At 66.7% G+C, this 19067-nt stretch carries 17 protein-coding genes; 10 read left to right on the top strand and 7 right to left on the bottom strand.

The genetic code is table 11. The features are described from left to right. Window positions 1-55 precede the first annotated feature (55 nt). Window positions 56-280, bottom strand: a complete 225-nt coding sequence (locus AC5P66_RS18745) for a YbdD/YjiX family protein (protein ID WP_005410613.1) — start codon at window positions 278-280, stop codon at window positions 56-58. Next, the gene (locus AC5P66_RS18740) at window positions 280-2361 is read right to left on the bottom strand and encodes a carbon starvation CstA family protein (protein WP_049414685.1); all 2082 of its coding nucleotides are present in this window, start codon (window positions 2359-2361) and stop codon (window positions 280-282) included. The genes AC5P66_RS18745 and AC5P66_RS18740 overlap by 1 nt, the downstream gene beginning before the upstream one ends. A gap of 215 nt (window positions 2362-2576) precedes the next feature. On the opposite strand from AC5P66_RS18740, the gene AC5P66_RS18735 reads away from it, so the two are divergent. Beyond that, window positions 2577-3428, top strand: coding sequence for a pirin family protein (locus AC5P66_RS18735; RefSeq protein WP_049414686.1), 852 nt, complete (start codon window positions 2577-2579; stop codon window positions 3426-3428). A gap of 128 nt (window positions 3429-3556) precedes the next feature. Here the strand turns inward: AC5P66_RS18735 and AC5P66_RS18730 are convergent, their stop codons facing one another. From AC5P66_RS18730 to AC5P66_RS18715, 4 genes are all read right to left on the bottom strand, one after another. Continuing rightward, complete coding sequence (locus AC5P66_RS18730; protein ID WP_495216544.1) at window positions 3557-4015, bottom strand: hypothetical protein; 459 nt, start codon at window positions 4013-4015, stop codon at window positions 3557-3559. 196 nt (window positions 4016-4211) lie between these two features. After that, window positions 4212-4931 carry an aquaporin Z gene (gene aqpZ / locus AC5P66_RS18725; RefSeq protein ID WP_032954396.1) on the bottom strand — a complete coding sequence of 240 codons (720 nt, stop codon included), beginning with the start codon at window positions 4929-4931 and terminating at the stop codon, window positions 4212-4214. A gap of 121 nt (window positions 4932-5052) precedes the next feature. After that, complete coding sequence (locus AC5P66_RS18720) at window positions 5053-5916, bottom strand: pirin family protein (protein ID WP_005418267.1); 864 nt, start codon at window positions 5914-5916, stop codon at window positions 5053-5055. A gap of 647 nt (window positions 5917-6563) precedes the next feature. Then, window positions 6564-8627: a 3-hydroxyacyl-CoA dehydrogenase NAD-binding domain-containing protein gene (locus AC5P66_RS18715; RefSeq protein WP_049416256.1), complete on the bottom strand. Its 2064-nt coding sequence runs from the start codon at window positions 8625-8627 to the stop codon at window positions 6564-6566. A gap of 235 nt (window positions 8628-8862) precedes the next feature. Here AC5P66_RS18715 and rpoE point away from each other — a divergent pair, with 235 nt between their 5' ends. From rpoE to recO, 9 genes are all read left to right on the top strand, one after another. Next, window positions 8863-9483 carry an RNA polymerase sigma factor RpoE gene (gene rpoE, locus AC5P66_RS18710; RefSeq protein ID WP_049416254.1) on the top strand — a complete coding sequence of 207 codons (621 nt, stop codon included), beginning with the start codon at window positions 8863-8865 and terminating at the stop codon, window positions 9481-9483. Beyond that, entirely contained in the window at window positions 9480-10361 is an 882-nt protein-coding gene (locus AC5P66_RS18705) for a sigma-E factor negative regulatory protein (protein ID WP_099494612.1), read from the top strand. Before rpoE ends, AC5P66_RS18705 begins: the two co-directional genes overlap by 4 nt. Before the next feature lie 74 nt (window positions 10362-10435). After that, window positions 10436-11968, top strand: coding sequence for a DegQ family serine endoprotease (locus AC5P66_RS18700; RefSeq protein ID WP_099487554.1), 1533 nt, complete (start codon window positions 10436-10438; stop codon window positions 11966-11968). A 182-nt stretch (window positions 11969-12150) separates the two neighbouring features. Next, window positions 12151-13944 carry a translation elongation factor 4 gene (gene lepA, locus AC5P66_RS18695; protein ID WP_049416245.1) on the top strand — a complete coding sequence of 598 codons (1794 nt, stop codon included), beginning with the start codon at window positions 12151-12153 and terminating at the stop codon, window positions 13942-13944. 54 nt (window positions 13945-13998) lie between these two features. After that, entirely contained in the window at window positions 13999-14793 is a 795-nt protein-coding gene (lepB, locus tag AC5P66_RS18690; protein ID WP_014038087.1) for a signal peptidase I, read from the top strand. A 37-nt stretch (window positions 14794-14830) separates the two neighbouring features. After that, a complete protein-coding gene (locus AC5P66_RS18685; RefSeq protein ID WP_014038086.1) occupies window positions 14831-15214 on the top strand; it encodes a DUF4845 domain-containing protein in 384 nt (127 codons plus the stop codon). After that, entirely contained in the window at window positions 15204-15884 is a 681-nt protein-coding gene (gene rnc, locus AC5P66_RS18680; protein ID WP_014038085.1) for a ribonuclease III, read from the top strand. The genes AC5P66_RS18685 and rnc overlap by 11 nt, the downstream gene beginning before the upstream one ends. Beyond that, window positions 15881-16777 (top strand): GTPase Era, encoded by an 897-nt coding sequence (gene era, locus AC5P66_RS18675; protein ID WP_005410599.1) that lies wholly within the window; start codon window positions 15881-15883, stop codon window positions 16775-16777. The genes rnc and era overlap by 4 nt, the downstream gene beginning before the upstream one ends. An 18-nt stretch (window positions 16778-16795) precedes the next feature. After that, a complete protein-coding gene (gene recO, locus AC5P66_RS18670) occupies window positions 16796-17515 on the top strand; it encodes a DNA repair protein RecO (RefSeq protein ID WP_049445198.1) in 720 nt (239 codons plus the stop codon). Between the two features lie 709 nt (window positions 17516-18224). Here the strand turns inward: recO and AC5P66_RS18665 are convergent. Beyond that, window positions 18225-18953 (bottom strand): response regulator, encoded by a 729-nt coding sequence (locus AC5P66_RS18665; RefSeq protein ID WP_049438913.1) that lies wholly within the window; start codon window positions 18951-18953, stop codon window positions 18225-18227. Between the last annotated feature and the right edge of the window lie 114 nt (window positions 18954-19067).

The raw sequence follows: 19067 nt of genomic DNA, 5'->3' as shown, positions 1-19067 counted from the left end.
GTTGCAGTTGCCTCTGCGGGCGCCGGGCTGCAAGCCCGGCATCCACACTCAACCCTCAACAGCAGCGACCACCGTTGCGTCCGCCGTAGCGCGCTTCCTGGCGCTCGCGGAAGAACGTCTTGTAGTCCATCGGCTCCTGGTCCGGATGCTTTTCCAGCATATGCCGGACGTAGTTGTCGTAATCAGGAATGCCACAGCACAGGCGTGCGGTCTGCACCAGGCGCCGCCAGATGCGGCGGTGCGCCTGGTACTGGCCGGCGGGAACCAGTTGCGTACTCATCACAGATCCACCATTTCATGCGGCTTCAGCGCCACGTAGGGGGTCTCGCGGTCGCTGCGCTGCGGATTGCGGCGTGCCGCGAGAATGGTCTTGATCGAATACACCAGCACTGCGCCCACGACCAGCAGGAACAGCGCGGTCAGGCCGGTGTTGACGTAGGCATTGACCACGATCTGCTTCATCTGCGCCACCGACTTGGCCGGTGCGGTGATCGTGTCGCTGGCGAGCGCGGCCTGGAACTTGTGTGCCTGTGCCAAGAAACCCTGCGCCGGGTTGCTGTCGAAGATCTTGATGAAGCCGGCATAGGTGGTGCAGATCAGCAGCCACACCGCCGGTACCGCAGTGACCCACGCATAGCGGTCGCGCTTCATCTTGAACAGCACCACCGTGCCCAGCATCAGCGCGATACCGGCCAGCATCTGGTTGGAGATGCCGAACAGCGGCCACAGGGTCTGGATGCCGCCGAACGGATCGACCACACCGGTGTAGAGCAGGTAGCCCCACAGCGCCACGCAGCCGGCGGTACCGATGATGTTGGCGGTCCACGACTCGGTCTTCTTCAGCGCCGGGACGAAGTTGCCCAGCAGGTCCTGCAGCATGAAGCGTCCGGCACGGGTTCCGGCGTCCACTGCGGTCAGGATGAACAATGCTTCGAACAGGATCGCGAAGTGGTACCAGAACGCCATCATCGCGTCGCTGCCACTGGGGATCGCTTCGTGCAGGATCTGAGCGATGCCGACCGCCAGGGTCGGTGCACCGCCTGCACGATGCAGGATGGTCGGCTCGCCGATTGCCGCCGCGGTCGCGGTCAGCTGTTCGGGCGTGATGGTGAAGCCCCAGGTGTTGGTGATGTAGTGCGCCGCCGACGCAGCATCGGCGCCGATCACCGCCGCCGGGCTGTTCATCGCGAAGTAGATGCCCGGATCGATGATCGAGGCCGCGACCAGCGCCATCACCGCCACGAACGATTCCATCAGCATGCCGCCGTAGCCGATGTAGCGCATGTGCGCCTCATTGGCCAGCAGCTTCGGCGTGGTGCCGGAGGAAATCAGCGCATGGAAACCAGAGACCGCACCGCAGGCGATGGTGATGAACAGGAACGGGAACATGCCGCCCTTCCACACCGGGCCGTCGCCACTGGCGGCGAACTGGGTCAGCGCCGGCATCTTCAGTTCCGGCATCACGATCAGGATGCCGACGGCCAGCGCGATGATCGTGCCGATCTTGAGGAAGGTCGACAGGTAGTCGCGCGGGGCCAGCAACAGCCACACCGGCAGCACCGATGCGACGAAGCCGTAGCCGATCAGCATCCAAGTGATCTGGGTGCCGGTGAAAGTGAACGCCGGGCCCCACACCGGGTCGGCGGCGACCTTGCCGCCGTACCAGATCGCGGCCAGCAGCAGGATCAGGCCGACCACCGAGATCTCGCCGATCTTGCCGGGGCGGATATAGCGCATGTACACGCCCATCAGGATGGCGATAGGCATCGTCGCGATCACCGTGAACATGCCCCACGGGCTTTCGGCCAGCGCCTTGACCACCACCATCGCCAGCACCGCCAGGATGATGATCATGATCAGGAACGCACCGAACAGCGCGATGGTGCCCGGTACCTGGCCCATCTCTTCTCTTACCAGGTCGCCCAGCGAACGGCCGTTGCGACGGCTGGACAGGAACAGCACCATGAAGTCCTGCACCGCACCGGCCAGCACTACGCCCACCACCAGCCACAGCAGCCCAGGCAGGTAGCCCATCTGCGCGGCCAGGACCGGGCCGACCAGCGGGCCGGCGCCGGCGATGGCGGCGAAGTGGTGGCCGAACAATACGTGCTTGTTGGTCGGCACGTAGTCCAGGCCATCGTTGTTGATCACCGCCGGCGTGGCCCGGGTCGGATCCAGCTGCATCACCTTGTTGGCGATGAACAGGCTGTAGAAGCGGTAGGCCACCAGGTACAGCGAAACCGCGGCGACGACGATCCACAGCGCATTGATGTGTTCGCCGCGGCGCAGGGCCACGGTGCCCAGACAGAAGGCGCCGAGCAGGGCGAGGGCCGCCCAGCCTATTTTGGAAAACCCTTTCATGAGGTGCTCTCTCCCGGAAAGACAGTCAAAGAGTCCCGCGTGCCCTCGACAGGGTCAATTGGCACAGGACGAATCGGCGGTAGTACTTTGGTCGTACGCTTGTTGTGCTGACGTGCAGCGAACATCAGGGATGGAACAATCGGTTGCGGCGCCGTCCATTGGCGTGTGGCCGTGCGGCGTCCATCTTCAGTGGCATCCATCCAACAGGAGTCGCCATGAGCTTTCCCGAACCGGTCCGCGTGCTGCGGACCATCCGCGGCATGCCCACCTCCGACGGTGCCGGCGTGCGCCTGACCCGCGTCATCGGTGGCCCGACGCTGCCCGACCTCGATCCGTTCCTGCTGCTCGATGAATTCGGCACCGACCGCGCCGAGGACTACATCGCCGGTTTCCCGGAGCATCCGCACCGCGGTTTCGAGACCGTCACCTACATGCTCGACGGACGCATGCGGCATCGCGACAACCATGGCAACGAAGGCCTGCTGACCCCGGGCAGCGTGCAGTGGATGACCGCTGGCCGCGGCCTGGTGCACTCGGAGATGCCCGAGCAGGAAAGCGGGCAGATGCGTGGCTTCCAACTGTGGGTGAACCTGCCGGCGAAGGAGAAGATGACCGAGCCGAAGTACCAGGAGTTCGCGCCTGAGCGGATTCCCGTGGTGCACCCGGAAGCGGGCGTGGAGGTGAAGGTGATTGCCGGCAGCGTGGACGGTACCGATGGCCCGATCGTGCAACCGGCCACCGACCCGCTCTACCTTGACATCACGCTGGCGCCCGACCGTGCCTGGACCTATGCGCTGCCGGAAGGGCACAACGCCTTTGCGTACGTGTTCGAAGGTGGCGTGACCGTGGGTGAGCAGGACGCCGCGCGCGACGTCGCTCGCCAGGAACTGGCGGTGCTGGGCGGCGGCGAGCAGTTGCACGTCTCGGCCGGCAATGAAGGCGCGCGCCTGATCCTGGTGGCCGGCCGTCCGCTGCGCGAACCGGTGATGCGCCACGGGCCGTTCGTGATGAACACGCGACAGGAACTGATGCAGGCCTTCGTCGATTTCCAGGAAGGCAGGTTCTGACGTAATGCCGGCCGCTGGCCGGCAACTGCCTCGCGTAGAGGCGGATCGGGGTGCCGGCCAGCGGCCGGCACTACCGTCGGATCGGGTCGCGCTGCGGGGATGCTGCCAGGCAGTCATCCCCGTCATCCTCAGCGGCCGGCGGCCACGGCCGACGGGGTCAGGGTCATGCCCTGCGCCAGCTGTTGCAGTGACCCCAGCTCCTGCGCGCTGTCCGGATACAGCGAAATCTGCGCGTATCGCCCTTTGTCGAGCTTGACCACGCTGATGCGCCGTTCGGCATACCCCGGCGGTTGCTGGCCGCCCAGGTCGGGCTGGTACCAGTACAGCGATTCGCCGCCGAAGCTGCCTTTTTCCTGGCGCAGCGAGCGGTTCAGCGGAATGGACGGATCACGCGCGCTGAGCATCAGGCTCAGCACTTCGCGGCCATCAGGGGTGCTGGCGCGGCAGACCAGGAAATCGGCCTGCACCTGCTGCTGCCACTGCAGACCGCTGCTGGCCGGCAGCGAAGGACATTCGGACGGCGCCTGCGCGGCGGCCTGGGCCGCGGCGAAAAGCAGGCTCGACAACATGACAGGCACGAACTTCATGCATCCCCCAAGGTGATGAATTGGTTGGCTTCGCCAGCAGAGCCGGCGACCATGGCATCCCATCCCCGGACGCCACCCCGCCCGCATGTGCACGGACGGTCAACTCAACCTTAACGGAACGTGAGCAATCGCACAATTCGCGGTTGCAAGCGCAACCATTGCGGCCGAGGGTCGGCCGCAATGGTTGCTGCGGGGATCAGCGGTCGTTGCCGATCCACTTGTAGATCAGGCCGCCGATCGCGCCGCCCAGCAACGGGGCGACCCAGAACAGCCACAACTGGCTGACCGCACCGCTGCCGGCGAAAAAGGCCACGGCCGTGGAGCGGGCCGGGTTCACCGAGGTGTTGGTGACCGGGATGCTGATCAGGTGGATCAGGGTCAGCGACAGGCCGATCGCCAGCGGGGCGAACCCGGCCGGTGCCTTGCCGTGGGTGGAACCCATGATCACGATCAGGAACACCGCCGTCAGCACCACTTCGCACAGGAAGGCCGCCGCCACGCTGTAGCCGCCGGGCGACAGCGCGCCATAGCCATTGCTGGCGAACGCTCCGGCCTGGCTGCCGTCGATGGCGAAGCCACTGGCGCCGGAGGCGATCTGCAGCAGGATGAAGCCGGCCAGCAGGCCGCCCGCAACCTGGGCGATGATGTACGGCACCAGGTCCTTGGTCGGGAAGCGGCCGCCAGCCCACAGACCGACGCTGACCGCCGGATTGAAGTGCGCACCGGAGATATGGCCGAACGCATAGGCGCCGGTCACCACGGTCAGGCCGAAGGCGAGCGCCACGCCGAGGAAGCCGATACCCAGCGGATTGCCGTCACCACCGAACTTGGCGGCCAGCACTGCACTGCCACAGCCCCCCAGAACCAGCCAGAACGTGCCGAGGAACTCGGCGGACAAGCGTTTACCCATGCTCATGTGTTGCACTCCTTTGACGGTCGAAAGTGTGATTTATGTCACATTTCAATGATCAGCGGGTGACTGTAGCGTCAACGCCGGGTGCAGGAATACACCCTCGGATGTGTGCAGCACGCGATGCTCAGTACTGCGGCAGCGGGATGAACTCCTTGTCGTCGCCGGGAATGGTGCCGAAGCGGCCGGCCTCCCAGTCGTGCTTGGCCTGCTCGATGCGCTCCTTCGAACTGGACACGAAGTTCCACCAGAGGTGGCGCGGGCCATCCAGCGGCTCGCCACCGAACAGCATCGCCTTCACCGGTGTCTTCGCGCGCAGGCGGCCGCGTGCGCCGGCTTCGGGGATGACCAGGTGCTGCGCGGGGATGTCCACGCCATCCAACTGCGCGTCGCCTTCAAGGATGTACAACGCGCGCTCGCGGTGGCCGTCGTCGATGTCGATTTCCGCGTCCGGGTCCAGATCGATCGCCACATTGAGCGTATCGGCGAACACTTTCACCGGCGATTCCTCGCCATAGGCGCGGCCAGCGATCACCCGCAGCCAGGCACCCTTGCGGCGCTGCTCGGGCAGGGTGGCAGCGGCATGGTGATAGAACGCCGGCTCGATTTCCTCGTGCGACTTCGGCAACGCGACCCAGGTCTGCATGCCGTGGATCGGGTTGTCATGGTCGCGGTCCGATTGTGGCGTGCGTTCGGAATGGGCAATGCCGCGGCCGGCGGTCATCCAGTTGACGTCACCGGGGCGAATCACCTGATCGGAGCCCAGCGTGTCGCGGTGGCCGATGGCGCCCGACCACAGATAGGTGACCGTGGCCAGGCCGATATGCGGATGCGGGCGCACGTCGATGGCGGTACCGGGGTGCATCAGTGCCGGGCCCATCTGGTCGACGAACACGAATGAGCCGATGCTGCGGGCCTGCAGGGTGGGGACGGCGCGGCGGACTTCGAGGCCGCCGATGTCGTGCACGCGCGGGGCGATGATGGTGGTCATGCGGGCGTTCTCGCTGGCAGGGATCAGGCGGTCAGCATCGCATGCAGCTGTGACGGGGGCATTCCCCGTATGGGTAACAGGTTGTTCCAGCCAACGGCGCAGCCCCTCGTGGCTGTGGGGGTGGTCGCTGAAGGCGGAAGCAAGATCAAAAGCCGCGCTTGGCCGGGCGGGTGGGTTGCGCAGGACACGCCGTAAACCCGTCCATGGGGGCTCGATGGCGCCATCCATGGCGCCAACGGTCCTGCGCAACCCACCCGCCCGACCTCTGACAGTTTCCGTGTGCGTCCAGCCACGGAGAAGAAAAAAGAAAATCAAAATCAAACGCGGGTCGCTTCGCTCCTGGTGTCGACCAAGGTCGACACCCACCAGTTCGTAATGATCCGTGCCGAACAAGGTCGACACCTACAGCCATCGCAGTTCACCCACCGTCACCGGGAAACTGTCAGGGGTGGGGCGGTGTCGGGTTGCGGGGTGTCCGCGGCATGGATGCCGCGGCCAAGCCCCCAAGGACGGGTTTACGGCGTCCCCGCAACCCGACACCGCCCCGCCCAACAAACAGAAAAGCCAGAGCCGCTTTGGCTCTGGCTTCTGCTGTGGAACTTGACGTTGCCTCTGCGGGTGCCGGGCCGCAGGCCCGGCCGATGAACTCAGACCACCGGTTCGCGCAGGACGGGGTTGTCCCAGCCCGGGCGCGGGGCGAAACGGTCGCCGTGGCGCTGCTGCAGCGCCTTCAGTCGCTCGACGATCGCATCGGCACCGACTGCACGGATGTGCTGGATCGGACCGCCGCGGAACGGGGCGAAACCGGTGCCGAAGATCACGCCGGCATCCAGCAGGTCCGCATCGGCCACCACGCCTTCGTGCAGGCACGCCACTGCCTCGTTCAACAGCGGCAGGATCAGGCGGTCTTCCAGGTCGGCAGGGGCCTGGTAGTCGCTGACCACGTCCGGCTTCTTCGGCTTGCCGTTTTCCCAGGTGTAGATGCCTTGGCCATCCTTCTTGCCACGCTTGTCCGGTTCCACCGTCTGCAGCGCGGCCGGAATCTGCAGGCCCAGGAAGGGCGCCAGTTCGCGGCCGACACCGGCGGCCACGTCCAGGCCGACGGTATCGATCAGTTCGATCGGGCCCATCGGCATGCCGAACTTCACTGCGGCCTTGTCGATCACCGGGCCCGGGATGCCTTCGGCGTAGGCGGTGGCGGCTTCCAGCATGTACGGGAACAGCACGCGGTTGACCAGGAAACCCGGGCTGCCGGCCACCGGCACCGGGAACTTGCCCAGCGCCTTGCAGAACGCGGCCAGGCGGCGCTCGGTCTCCGGCGCCATGCCATCGTGGTGGATGATTTCCACCAGCGGCATCTGCGCTACCGGATTGAAGTAGTGCAGGCCGGCGAACTGCGCCGGGCGCTGGATGTGATCGCGCAGTTCCACCAGTGGGATCGACGAGGTATTGGTGGTCAGCAGAGCATCCTGCTTCATCTTCGGTTCCAGCGTCTGGTACAGCGCACGCTTGGCTTCCGGGTTCTCGATGATCGCCTCGATCACCAGATCCGCTTCGGCAACCCCATTGCCTTCCAGGTCGGCACGCAGGCGTGCGGCCACGGCGGGGCGCTTGCTCTCGTCGCGCACCTTCTTGGCGAACAGCGCCTGCGCGCGTTCCATGGCCGGGTCGATGAAGCGCTCCTCGCGGTCCTGCAGGGTCACCTCGAAGCCCTTGTAAGCGGCCCACGCGGCGATGTCGCCGCCCATCACGCCTGCGCCGACCACGTGCACGTGACGGATGCCGGAATCACCACCGCCCAGGCCCTTCAGTCGCTCGGTGAGGAAGAAGATACGGATCAGGTTGCGCGCGGTCGGTGTACTGGCCAGCTTCACCACGGCGCGCCGCTCGGCGTCCAGACGCGCCTGGATCGGCTTGCCGCCACTGCGTTGCCAGGTGCTGATCAGCGCGTACGGCGCCGGGTACTGGTCCTTCTTCGCCTTGCGTGCGACCTGCTTGACCATCTGCGGCGCCAGCAGCCGGCGTGCCAGCCAGGTGTTGGTGGCCCATGCCGTCGCGCGCTGCTTGAACGGGCGGGTGGTGCCGGACAGGGCCAGCGCCACGGCGGTGTCGAGCACCACCGCCGGCGCCACCACCTTGTCGACCAGGCCGATGCCACGCGCGGCCGAGGCCGACAGGGTACGGCCGGTCAACATCATGTCCATCGCTGCGGGAGCGCCCACCAACTGCGGCAGGCGGGCGCTGCCGCCCCAGCCCGGGAAGATGCCCAGCTGGGTTTCCGGCAGGCCGATGCGGGTGCTGCTGTCGTTGGAGGCCACGCGGTAGCGGCAGGCCAGCGCCAGTTCGGTGCCGCCTCCCAGGCAGTGGCCGTGGATCGCCGCCACGGTGGGGCAGGGCAGCTCGGCCAGCTTCTGATAGGTGGCCTGGCCACGACGGATCGCGTCGTTGACGGTGCCGCGACGGTCGAATTCCTGGAACTCCTTCAGGTCGGCGCCGGCAATGAAGCCGGCCTTCTTCAGCGACTGGACCACCACGCCCCTGGGTGGGTCCAGCGCGATGCGCTCAAGCAGGTCGCCCAGCTCCAGCAGCACGTCCTGCGACATCGCGTTGACGCTGCTGTCCTGACGATCCAGGGAGAGAACCACCACGCCGTCGTCGCGGATCTCGGGGTGCCAGTGGCTGAAGCGGAGACCATCGAAGCCTGAAAGCATGGACGTTCCATCCGGTTGTGTATGGAGAAGCGGCTATGATCCAGAGGTTGTTTCCCTCGCGTCAAATCCCAATAGCAGGGGAGTGGCGCCCCCGGATCCATGGCCATGGACCGGGACGCTAACGGAACGGTGGTTAAAAGCTGGTGCGGCGCCAGGTGATCGGCGACTGAACTTTTCCCGGGATTGGCAGTCTCATTGCCCGACGTCGGTTGGGCTGACAGGAGTGCGGCCCCTCATGGCCGAGGTTGATACACCACAGGAGCTGGATCTGGAACTGGTCCGGCGCGTGCAGCACGGCGAGAGTGCCGCTTTCGATGTCCTGGTGCGCAAGTACCAGCATCGGGTGGTGGCCCTGGTCGGTCGCTACATCGCCGACTGGAGCGAATGTCAGGACGTCGCCCAGGACACTTTCATCCGTGCCTACCGCGCGATCGGGAGTTTCCGTGGCGATGCCCAGTTCTCAACCTGGTTGCATCGAATCGCCGTGAATACCGCCAAAAACTACCTGGCTTCACACAATCGACGGCCGCCGACCGATGACATCGACATCGGCGATGCCGAACAGTTCGACAGTGGTACGCGCCTGCGTGACACCGACACGCCCGAACGCGAGTTGATGCGCCAGGAGCTGGAACAGACGGTGATGAGGGCCGTCAACGCGCTGCCGGAAGAACTCCGGTCAGCGATCACCCTGCGCGAGGTGGAAGGCCTGAGCTACGAGGATATCGCGCAGAAGATGGGGTGCCCGATCGGCACGGTGCGTTCACGGATCTTCCGGGCGCGCGAGGCGATCGACACCGAACTCCGGCCGCTGCTGGACATCGGCAGCGCCACCCGTGAGAAGAGCCGCGTATGACCAGTAACCCGTTCAACGAATCGCAGAACCATCAATCGCCCGCCGGGCAGCGCCTGGACCAGCGCCATCGCGAGCAGCTGTCGGCCCTGGTCGATGGCGAGCTGGGCGCCGATGAAGCGCGTTTCCTGCTGCGCCGGATGGAGCACGACCCCGAGCTGGCCGGTTGCCAGGAGCGCTGGCAGCTGCTGGGCGACGTGATGCGCGGGCAGGCGTCGGCACTGGCTCCGGCCGGGTTCAGCGCCGCCGTGGCTGCCGCCATCGCGGCCGAGCCGACGCCGCAGGCCGAGCCGCGTCGCCAGGTGCGTCGCAGTGGCTGGCGGGCCTGGGGCGGCGGCGCGGCTCTGGCCGCATCGGTTGCTGCGGTCGCCCTGTTCATGGGGGGCGAGAAGCTGAAGGAGGCCACTCCCGGCGAGCCATTGGCCCCCCAGGTGATCGCCAGCCAGGCGGAACTGCCGCCGGCGCCGACCTCGCCGGCCCCGGTGACCGAAGCATCGGTGGATACCGCCGCGATGGCCGTGGCGGCGGCGCCGGCTGTGGCGATGGCCGCTTCCAGCCGTCGCCAGGACGCCCGCCGCGCCAGTGCAACCCGCAGCCAGCAGGCCGCGCGTGCCGCCCAGCGCGATGACGCTCCGCAGCGCGCCATCGCCGCCGTGCAGGCACCGTTGGCCCCGACCGTACCGGTCAACGCGAACCGCAACCTGCCATTCGGTGAGGTCAGCGGGCTGCAGGCCCGGCCGTGGCCGCGCTCCAGCCTGGCGCCGACCGCAGGCGGCGCGCTAAATGCCAGTTTCCCGGCCCGCGTCGGCGGTGCCGCGTTCTACCCGTTCGAGCCGCGCCTGCAGGACGACCTGCCGGTGCCGCCGCGCCCGCGCGACTGAGCCGGGCGCCTTCACGCCCCGCCGTCGGCGGGGCCCGTATTCCTCTTTCCATCCGACCCGGAGGTTGCCGTCCGATGACTCCCCGACTTCGCACGCAGGCCCTTGGCCTGCTGGCCCTGACCCTTCCCCTGGTGGCCTGCGCGCAGGCGCCTGCGCCTGCCGCCCCGGCCCAGCCTGCGCCGGCCGCGGCGCCGCGGGCGCCTGCACAACCGCTGGTCAGTGGCTTGCCCGACTTCACCAACCTGGTCGAACAGGTCGGCCCGGGCGTGGTCAACGTCGACACCACCATCGTCCGCAACAACCGCCAGGCCTCGCGCGGCCCGATGGGCGACGATGACATGCCGGAGTTCTTCCGCCGCTTCTTCGGCCCTGACTTCCCGATGCCAGGGCAGGGGCCGGGTGGGCAGGATGGCGGTCCCAGCATCAAGGGGCGTGGCATGGGATCGGGCTTCATCATCTCGCCCGATGGCTACGTACTGACCAACTACCACGTGGTGGCCGACGCCAGCGAGGTGAAGGTCAAGCTGGGCGACAGCCGCGAGTTCACCGCCAAGGTGGTGGGCAGCGACCAGCAGTACGACGTGGCCCTGCTCAAGATCGATGGCAAGAACCTGCCCACCGTGCGCGTGGGTGATTCCAACACCCTCAAGCCGGGCCAATGGGTTGTCGCGATCGGCTCGCCGTTCGGCCTCGACCATTCCGTTACCGCCGGCGTGGTCAGCGCCGTCGGCCGCAGTACGGGGGGGCCCGACCAGCGCTACGTGCCGTTCATCCAGACCGACGTGGCGATCAACCAGGGCAATTCCGGTGGTCCGCTGCTGAACACCCGCGGCGAAGTGGTCGGCATCAACTCGCAGATCTTCTCGGCCTCCGGCGGCTACATGGGCATCAGCTTCGCGATCCCGATCGACCTGGCGATGAGCGCGGTCGAGCAGATCAAGAAGAGCGGCAAGGTCACCCGCGGCCAGCTCGGCGCGGTGGTCGAACCGATCGATTCGCTGAAGGCGCAGGGACTGGGCCTGCCGGACAGCCGCGGCGCGCTGGTCAACCAGATCGTGGCCGGCAGTGCGGCCGCCAAGGCCGGCGTGCAGGTGGGCGACGTCATCCGCTCGGTCAACGGCAGCGCGGTCAACAGCTGGTCCGACCTGCCGCCGCTGATCGGTGCGATGGCGCCGGGCAGCAAGGTGAACCTGGTGGTTTACCGCGACGGCAAGCCGCATGAGCTCAGTGCCACGCTGACCGCACTGAGCGAGGACGGGCAGGCCAATGCCCGCGGGCCGTCGGCTGGCGGTGGCGAGGCGGCTCCGCAGACCGGTGCCAACGCCCTGCTGGGGCTGGACGTCAGCGACCTGAACGCGGCCCAGCGCAAGCAGTTGGGGCTCAACGGCAATGAAGGCGTGCGCATCACCGGGGTCAAGGGCCAGGCGGCACGCGATGCCGGCCTGTCGCCGGGCATGGTGATCCTGCAGGTCGGCCGCACTGCGGTCGGCAGCGTGGATGCCCTGAACCGGGCGTTGTCCAGCTTCAAGAAGGACGACGTGGTGATGCTGCTGGTCCGCACGGCCAACGGCAACAGCGCCTTCGTGGCGGTCAAGGCCGGCCAGTAAGGCCCTGCCGGGCCGCCTTCGGCGGTGCCTGCCCCGCCCCCCGAAGCCCCGCCCCGGCGGGGCTTCGTCCGTTCTGGACCCGGTCCGATGAGGCAGTTTTCGCGGCCGGGCGCCGGGCATGCGATAATCGACCGTTACCCTGACGACGCCGCGCGCCGCCGCCACCTATGTCTTCTGATTCGATGCGGAACATCCGCAACTTCTCCATCATCGCCCATGTCGACCACGGCAAGTCCACGCTGGCCGACCGCATCATCCAGCTCTGTGGTGGCCTGCAGGCCCGCGAGATGGAAGCGCAGGTGCTCGACTCCAATCCCATCGAGCGCGAGCGTGGCATCACGATCAAGGCGCAATCGGTGTCACTGCCGTACCTGGCCAAGGACGGGCAGACCTATCACCTGAACTTCATCGACACCCCCGGCCACGTCGACTTCTCCTATGAAGTCAGCCGCTCGCTGGCCGCCTGCGAAGGCGCGCTGCTGGTGGTCGATGCGGCGCAGGGCGTGGAAGCGCAGTCGGTGGCCAACTGCTATACCGCAGTGGAGCAGGGCCTGGAAGTGGTGCCGGTGATCAACAAGATCGACCTGCCCACCGCCGACATCGAGCGCGCCAAAGCCGAGATCGAGGCCGTGATCGGCATCGACGCCTCCGACGCCGTGCCGGTCAGTGCCAAGACCGGCCTCAACGTGCAGGACGTGCTGGAGGCGATCGTCCATCGCATCCCGCCGCCGGTGCCGCGCGACACCGACAAGCTGCAGGCGCTGATCATCGACTCGTGGTTCGACAACTACCTGGGCGTGGTCTCGCTGGTGCGCGTGATGCAGGGCGAGATCAAGGCCGGTGACAAGCTGCAGGTGATGTCGACCGGCCGCAACCACCAGGTCGACAACGTCGGCGTGTTCACTCCCAAGCGCAAGGTGCTGCCGGCGCTGCGTGCCGGTGAAGTGGGCTGGGTCACCGCCAGCATCAAGGACGTGCATGGTGCGCCGGTCGGCGACACCCTCACCCTGGCCGGCGATCCGGCGCCGAAGCCGCTGCCGGGCTTCCAGGAAATGCAGCCGCGCGTGTTCGCCGGCCTGTTCCCGGTCGATGCCGAGGACTACCCGGACCTGCGCGAAGCGCTGGACAAGCTGCGCCTGAACGATGCCGCGCTGCGTTTCGAGCCTGAAAGCTCCGAAGCGATGGGCTTCGGCTTCCGCTGTGGCTTCCTGGGCATGCTGCACATGGAGATCGTGCAGGAGCGCCTGGAACGCGAATACAACCTGGACCTGATCAGCACCGCGCCGACGGTGGTGTATGAGGTCCTGAAGACCGACGGCTCGATCATCAACATGGACAACCCGGCCAAGCTGCCGCCGGTGAACCAGGTCGAGGAGATCCGCGAGCCGATCATCCGCGCCAACGTGCTCACGCCCGAGGAGTACATCGGCAACATCATCAAGCTGTGCGAAGAAAAGCGCGGCAGCCAGATCGGCATCAACTACCTGGGCAGCCAGGTGCAGATCAGCTACGAGCTGCCGATGGCCGAGGTGGTGCTGGACTTCTTCGACAAGCTCAAGTCGGTCAGCCGTGGCTATGCCTCGCTGGATTACCACTTCGTGCGCTTCGACGCTGGCCCGTTCGTGCGCGTTGACGTGCTGATCAACGGTGACAAGGTCGACGCACTGTCGCTGATCGTGCACCGCAGCCACGCCGACCGCCGCGGCCGCGAGCTGTGCGAGAAGATGAAGGACCTGATCCCCCGGCAGATGTTCGACGTGGCCATCCAGGCCGCCGTCGGCTCGCAGATCATCGCCCGCACCACGGTCAAGGCGATGCGCAAGAACGTGCTGGCCAAGTGCTATGGTGGCGACGTCTCGCGCAAGAAGAAGCTTCTGGAAAAGCAGAAGGAAGGCAAGAAGCGCATGAAGCAGGTCGGCCGCGTGGAGATCCCGCAGGAAGCGTTCCTGGCCGTACTGCAGATGGACAACAAGTAAGCCCGCACCGGCCTCGCGGGGCCGGTCGTCTGGTGACGTTGCAAAGGACCCTGAATGAAACTGTTTGAGATCCTCCTGGTCGTGCTGACCCTGGCCTCGGGCCTGATCCTGCTCGCCGACAAGCTGTACCTCGCCAAGCGTCGCGCCCAGCGTGCGGGCCTGCTCGATTCCGAGCCGGTGCTGGTGGACTACTCGCGAGCGTTCTTCCCGGTGCTGGCGATCGTGCTGATCGTGCGCAGTTTCATCGCCGAGCCGTACAAGATCCCGTCCAGCTCGATGATGCCGAACCTTCTGATCGGCGATTTCATCCTGGTCAACAAGTTCTCCTACGGCCTGCGCCTGCCGATCAGCAACACCAAGATCGTCCCCTTCGGCGAGCCGTCGCGCGGCGACGTGGTGGTGTTCCACTTCCCCGGCCACAGCGACAACGACCCGGCCAAGGGCGAGAACTTCATCAAGCGCGTGATCGGCGTGCCGGGTGACACCGTGGTCTTCGAGGGCGACGGCGTGATCCTCAATGGCGAACCGCTGAAGTACGACAACAAGGGCATCTACGCCGGCCACAAGGGCCAGGGCGAGGGCGCCAACCTGCTGGTCGAGCACCTGCCGGGCCGTACCCATACCGTGCTGGAGACCGACTATCCACGCGGCCAGGGCCAGTGGACCGTACCGGCCGGCAAGTACCTGGTGATGGGCGACAATCGTGACAACAGCGACGATGGCCGCTTCTGGGGCCTGCTGCCTGAAGAGAACCTGCGCGGCAAGGCCTTCCTGATCTGGCTGAACTGCCAGGGCTGGTTCTGCAAGGATGGCTTCGAGCCGTCGCGGATCGGCTCGAGCATCAACTGAGTACCTTCACATCCAACGCGTATCTGGGGAGAACGCAATGAAGACGATGAACACGCAGCGTGGCATGACCCTGACCTCGTTCCTGGCGGTCCTGATCGTGGTCGGTTTCTTCCTTTACATCGGCATGAAGCTGTTCCCGATGTACCAGGAGTATTACGCGGTGCGCTCGGCGATGAAGAGCCTGGCCAAGGAGCCGGGCGTGGGCAGCATGGAGCCGGCCCGGATCCAGGATCTGTTCTTCAAGCGCCTGTACATCAATTACTCGGAGAACGTGAAGCCGGCCAACGTGAAGTTCGACCGTCGCGACAATGGCTGGACCCTCAAGGTCAACTACGAAGTGCGCCGTCCGCTGGTCGGCAACCTGGATGTGGTTGGCAAATTCGATTCATCCCAGGACCTGACCCGAAGCGGTGCCGAATAAACCTTTCCAACGTGGTGACCTGATCGGTCATCCCTTCCGCGACCCGGCGCTGCTGAAGCAGGCGCTGACGCATCGCAGCGCCGGTGCGCCACACAACGAGCGCCTGGAATTCCTGGGCGACAGCATCGTCAACATGATGGCGGCCGAGGCGTTGTACCGACGCTGGCCCAAGGCTGACGAGGGCGCGATGACCCGTGCCCGCGCCGAACTGGTGCGTGAGGGCGCGCTGGCGGTGATTGGACGTACCCTGGAACTGGGCGAGCGGCTGATCCTGGGCCCGGGCGAAATGAAGTCCGGTGGCCACCGTCGTGATTCGATCCTGGCCGACGCGGTGGAAGCCGTGGTGGCTGCGATCTACCTGGATGCCGGTTTCGAGGCCTGCCGGGCGGTGGTACTGCCCTGGTTCAGCGCTTCGATCGAGGCACTGCCGGCCTCCGGCCGGCCCGAGAAGGACCCCAAGACCCGCCTGCAGGAATGGCTGCAGGCCCGACAGAAGGCGTTGCCGCAGTATGAACTGGTGTCAGAATCCGGTGACGACCACGCCAAGCACTTCCGGGTACGCTGCAACGTAGCCGACCCGGCCGCCAGCACCGAGGGCGAAGGCGCCTCGCGGCGGCTTGCCGAACAACAGGCGGCTGCGGCCGTCCTAGAACAACTGGATTCCAAGTGAGCGAACAAACTCCCCATCATTGCGGCAGCGTGGCCGTCATCGGCCGCCCGAACGTGGGCAAGTCGACCCTGACCAATGCCCTGGTCGGCGCCAAGGTCAGCATCGTCTCCAACCGTCCGCAGACCACGCGCCATCGCCTGCTGGGCATCGCCACCTATCCGGAAGGCCAGCTGGTGCTGGTCGACACCCCCGGCCTGCACAAGGTGCAGAAGCGGGCGATGAACCGGGTGATGAATCGCGCCGCGCGTGGCTCGCTGGAAGGCGTCGATGCCGGCCTGCTGGTGATCGAAGCCGGTCGCTGGGATGAAGAGGACAGCCTGGCGTTCAACGTGCTGCGCGACGCCGGCATCCCGGTGGTGCTGGTGGTCAACAAGATCGATCGCCTGAAGGAAAAGGGCGCGTTGCTGCCGTTCCTGCAGCAGGTGACCGAGGGTCGCGACTTCGCCGCCGTGCATCCGATCTCCGCGCAGAAGCGCAACGGCCTGGAAGCGCTGGTGCGCGACGTGCTGAAGCTGCTGCCGGAAGCCCCGCCGATGTTCGGCGAGGACGAGATCACCGACCGCAGCCAGCGTTTCCTGGCCGGTGAACTGGTGCGTGAGCAGCTGATGCGCCAGCTCGGCGAGGAACTGCCGTACGCCACCACTGTCGAGATCGAGCGCTTCACCGAGGACGGCAACCTGCTGCGCATCGGTGCGGTGATCTGGGTCGAGCGTGAAGGCCAGAAGGCCATCGTGATCGGCAAGGGCGGCGCCCGCCTGAAGGAGATCGGCGCCAAGTCCCGCCTGCAGATGGAGCGTCTGTTCGGGGCCAAGGTGTTCCTGGAGACCTGGGTGCGCGTGCGTGAAGGCTGGTCTGACGATGAGGCCGCGCTGAAGGCCTTCGGTTACGAATAAGCCGCGACGGTCGCTTCGATGATGATCGAGGACGACACCGGCTTCGTGCTGCATGCACGGGCCTACCGCGAGACCAGCCTGCTGGTCGAAGTGTTGAGCGCGCAGCATGGCCGTATCGGCCTGCTTGCGCGTGGCGTGTCCACTGCCAAGGGCCAGGTGCTGCGCGCCGCCCTGCAGCCGTTGCAGTGGATCCGCTTCAGTGCCCAGCAGCGGGGGGAACTGGCCCAGCTGCGCGGCGCTGAAGCATTGGATGCCGCGCCACGCCTGGTCGGCCAGGCGATGCTGGCCGGCTTCTACCTGAGTGAACTGACCCTGCGCCTGGCCCCGCGCCAGGACCCGCTGCCGGAGCTGTACCTCGCCTACGGCGAGGCGCGTGCGCGGCTGGCGGTGGGCGCAGGCCTGGCCTGGACCCTGCGCCGTTTCGAACGCGAGCTGCTGTCTGCGCTGGGCCTGGGTTTCGCGCTGGACAGCGCCAGCGATGGCCAGCCGATCGACCCGGCGGCGCGGTACGAACTGGACCCGCAGGAGGGTGCGCAGCGCCTGCTGAGCGAGCGCGGCGGGGAGCGCCGGGCGGCGGCCACTGGCTCGGCGCTGCTGGCCCTGGCGGCCGACGAAGAGCCGGATGCCGCCGATTTGGCCAGCCTGCGCCTGCCGATGCGGCGGGTGCTGGCCCATCACCTGGGGCCGCGCGGCCTGAAGTCCTGGGAAATGCTCGAGCAGCTCGCGCCGCGCAGGTAGGGGGGGCTTTGGCAGGGCTTGCAGCCCTGCACCTGCCGAGGCCGAAGCCGAATCAACGTCAACGTCAACGGCAAAAGCTGGCTAACCGTGGGTAGGCGGGGTGGGTCCGGTTGCGGGAGACGCCGTAAACCCGTCCCTGGGGGCTTGGCCGCGGCATCCATGCCGCGGACACTCTCGCAACCGGACCCACCCCGCCTTCGACAGATTCTTGCGAGCTGTCGGAACGGCGTGGGGTCGGATCCGTTTTCCGCAGGAAAACGGATCCGACCCCGGATTGATTTCGACACCTGACAGAAATTCATCCACGCATGGCGTGGATGGTCCAACCGTCACCAGAAATCTGTCGGGGGTGGGGCGATGTGGGTGGGCAGGACCGTTGGCGCCATGGGCCCGAGGCATGCCTCGGGCGGGTTGGGCAGGACGCCCAACCCCGGTCTTGCCGTGTGCGCAGGACAGCGCACACGAGCAAGGCGCCATCGAGCCCCCATGGGTGAGGGCGGTTTGTTTGCGAAGCACTGCTTCGCAAGCGCCCGAACGCACAGCCGCCAGCGGCTGGGCCGGACCCCGGAGGGGGGTTTACGGCGTGTCCTGCCCACCCACACCGGCCCGCCCAACAAGCAGAAGGCCAGAGCCGCTCTGGCCCTGGCCTTTGGTGTTGCTCTGGCTTGAAGCATCTGCGGGTGCAGGGCGCAGCCCTGCCGAACAGTCCTCAATGCAGCAGGGCCGCCACCGCCGCGCGGAACCCATCCTGGGCTGGCCTGGATTCCGGTGCATGATGCAGCTGACGCACCGCCCGGCCCAACCGGGCCGCCCCCACGAAGCCACAGCTCGCCTGCAGCCGATGCAACTGGCTGCGCAGCTGGCGCTCGTCGTGCTGGTCCACCGCCTGCTCGACCGCGTCGCGCACACCGGGCAACTCGGCCAGGAACAGCTCGCGCAGGGCGATCAGATGGTTGCGCTGGCCATTGAGCGCGGCCAGGGCTGCGGTCTCGTCCCAGTCCTGTACGGCCAGTTCGACCGCGGCCGGGGCCTGTGCCACGAAGATCCCCGCCGGGCTGTTGACCAGCGCTCGGCGCACGGCCTTCAGCAGCTGGTCGCGGCCCAGTGGCTTGACCAGCGTGTCACTGAAGCCGGCTTCGCGCAGGCGGGCGTGGATGTTGGCATCGCCGTCGGCGGTATGCGCCAGCGCCGGCGTGTCCGGATGTGATCGGCGCAGCTCGCGCAGCAGCTGCGCGCCATTGCCGTCCGGCAGGTTGACGTCGATCAGCCACAGGTCATGCGAGCCGGGCTCGGCACTGGCCAGGGCACTGGCCAGCGAATCTGCGGTGTCCACATCCGCCGGTAACGTTTCCAACGCCGCCTTGAAAAAACCGCGGCTGATGATGTCGTCCTCGACAAGCAGGAAGCGGGGCCGTGCGGCCCGCGGGGTCATCTGCATCAGGGCTGCCTCCATGTCAGCTGTCCCAATCATCAAGCACGGCGGCCACGGGCGCAAGCGGGTCCGGGCCCCATCGGTCAGGATCTGCGACAATACGCCCCCATTTTTGCCCGC

The organism is Stenotrophomonas sp. YJH_SMC_122, from assembly GCF_059369535.1.
The sequence above is the reverse complement of the archived record's forward strand: the minus strand, read 5'-3'. Positions and strand labels throughout refer to the sequence as shown.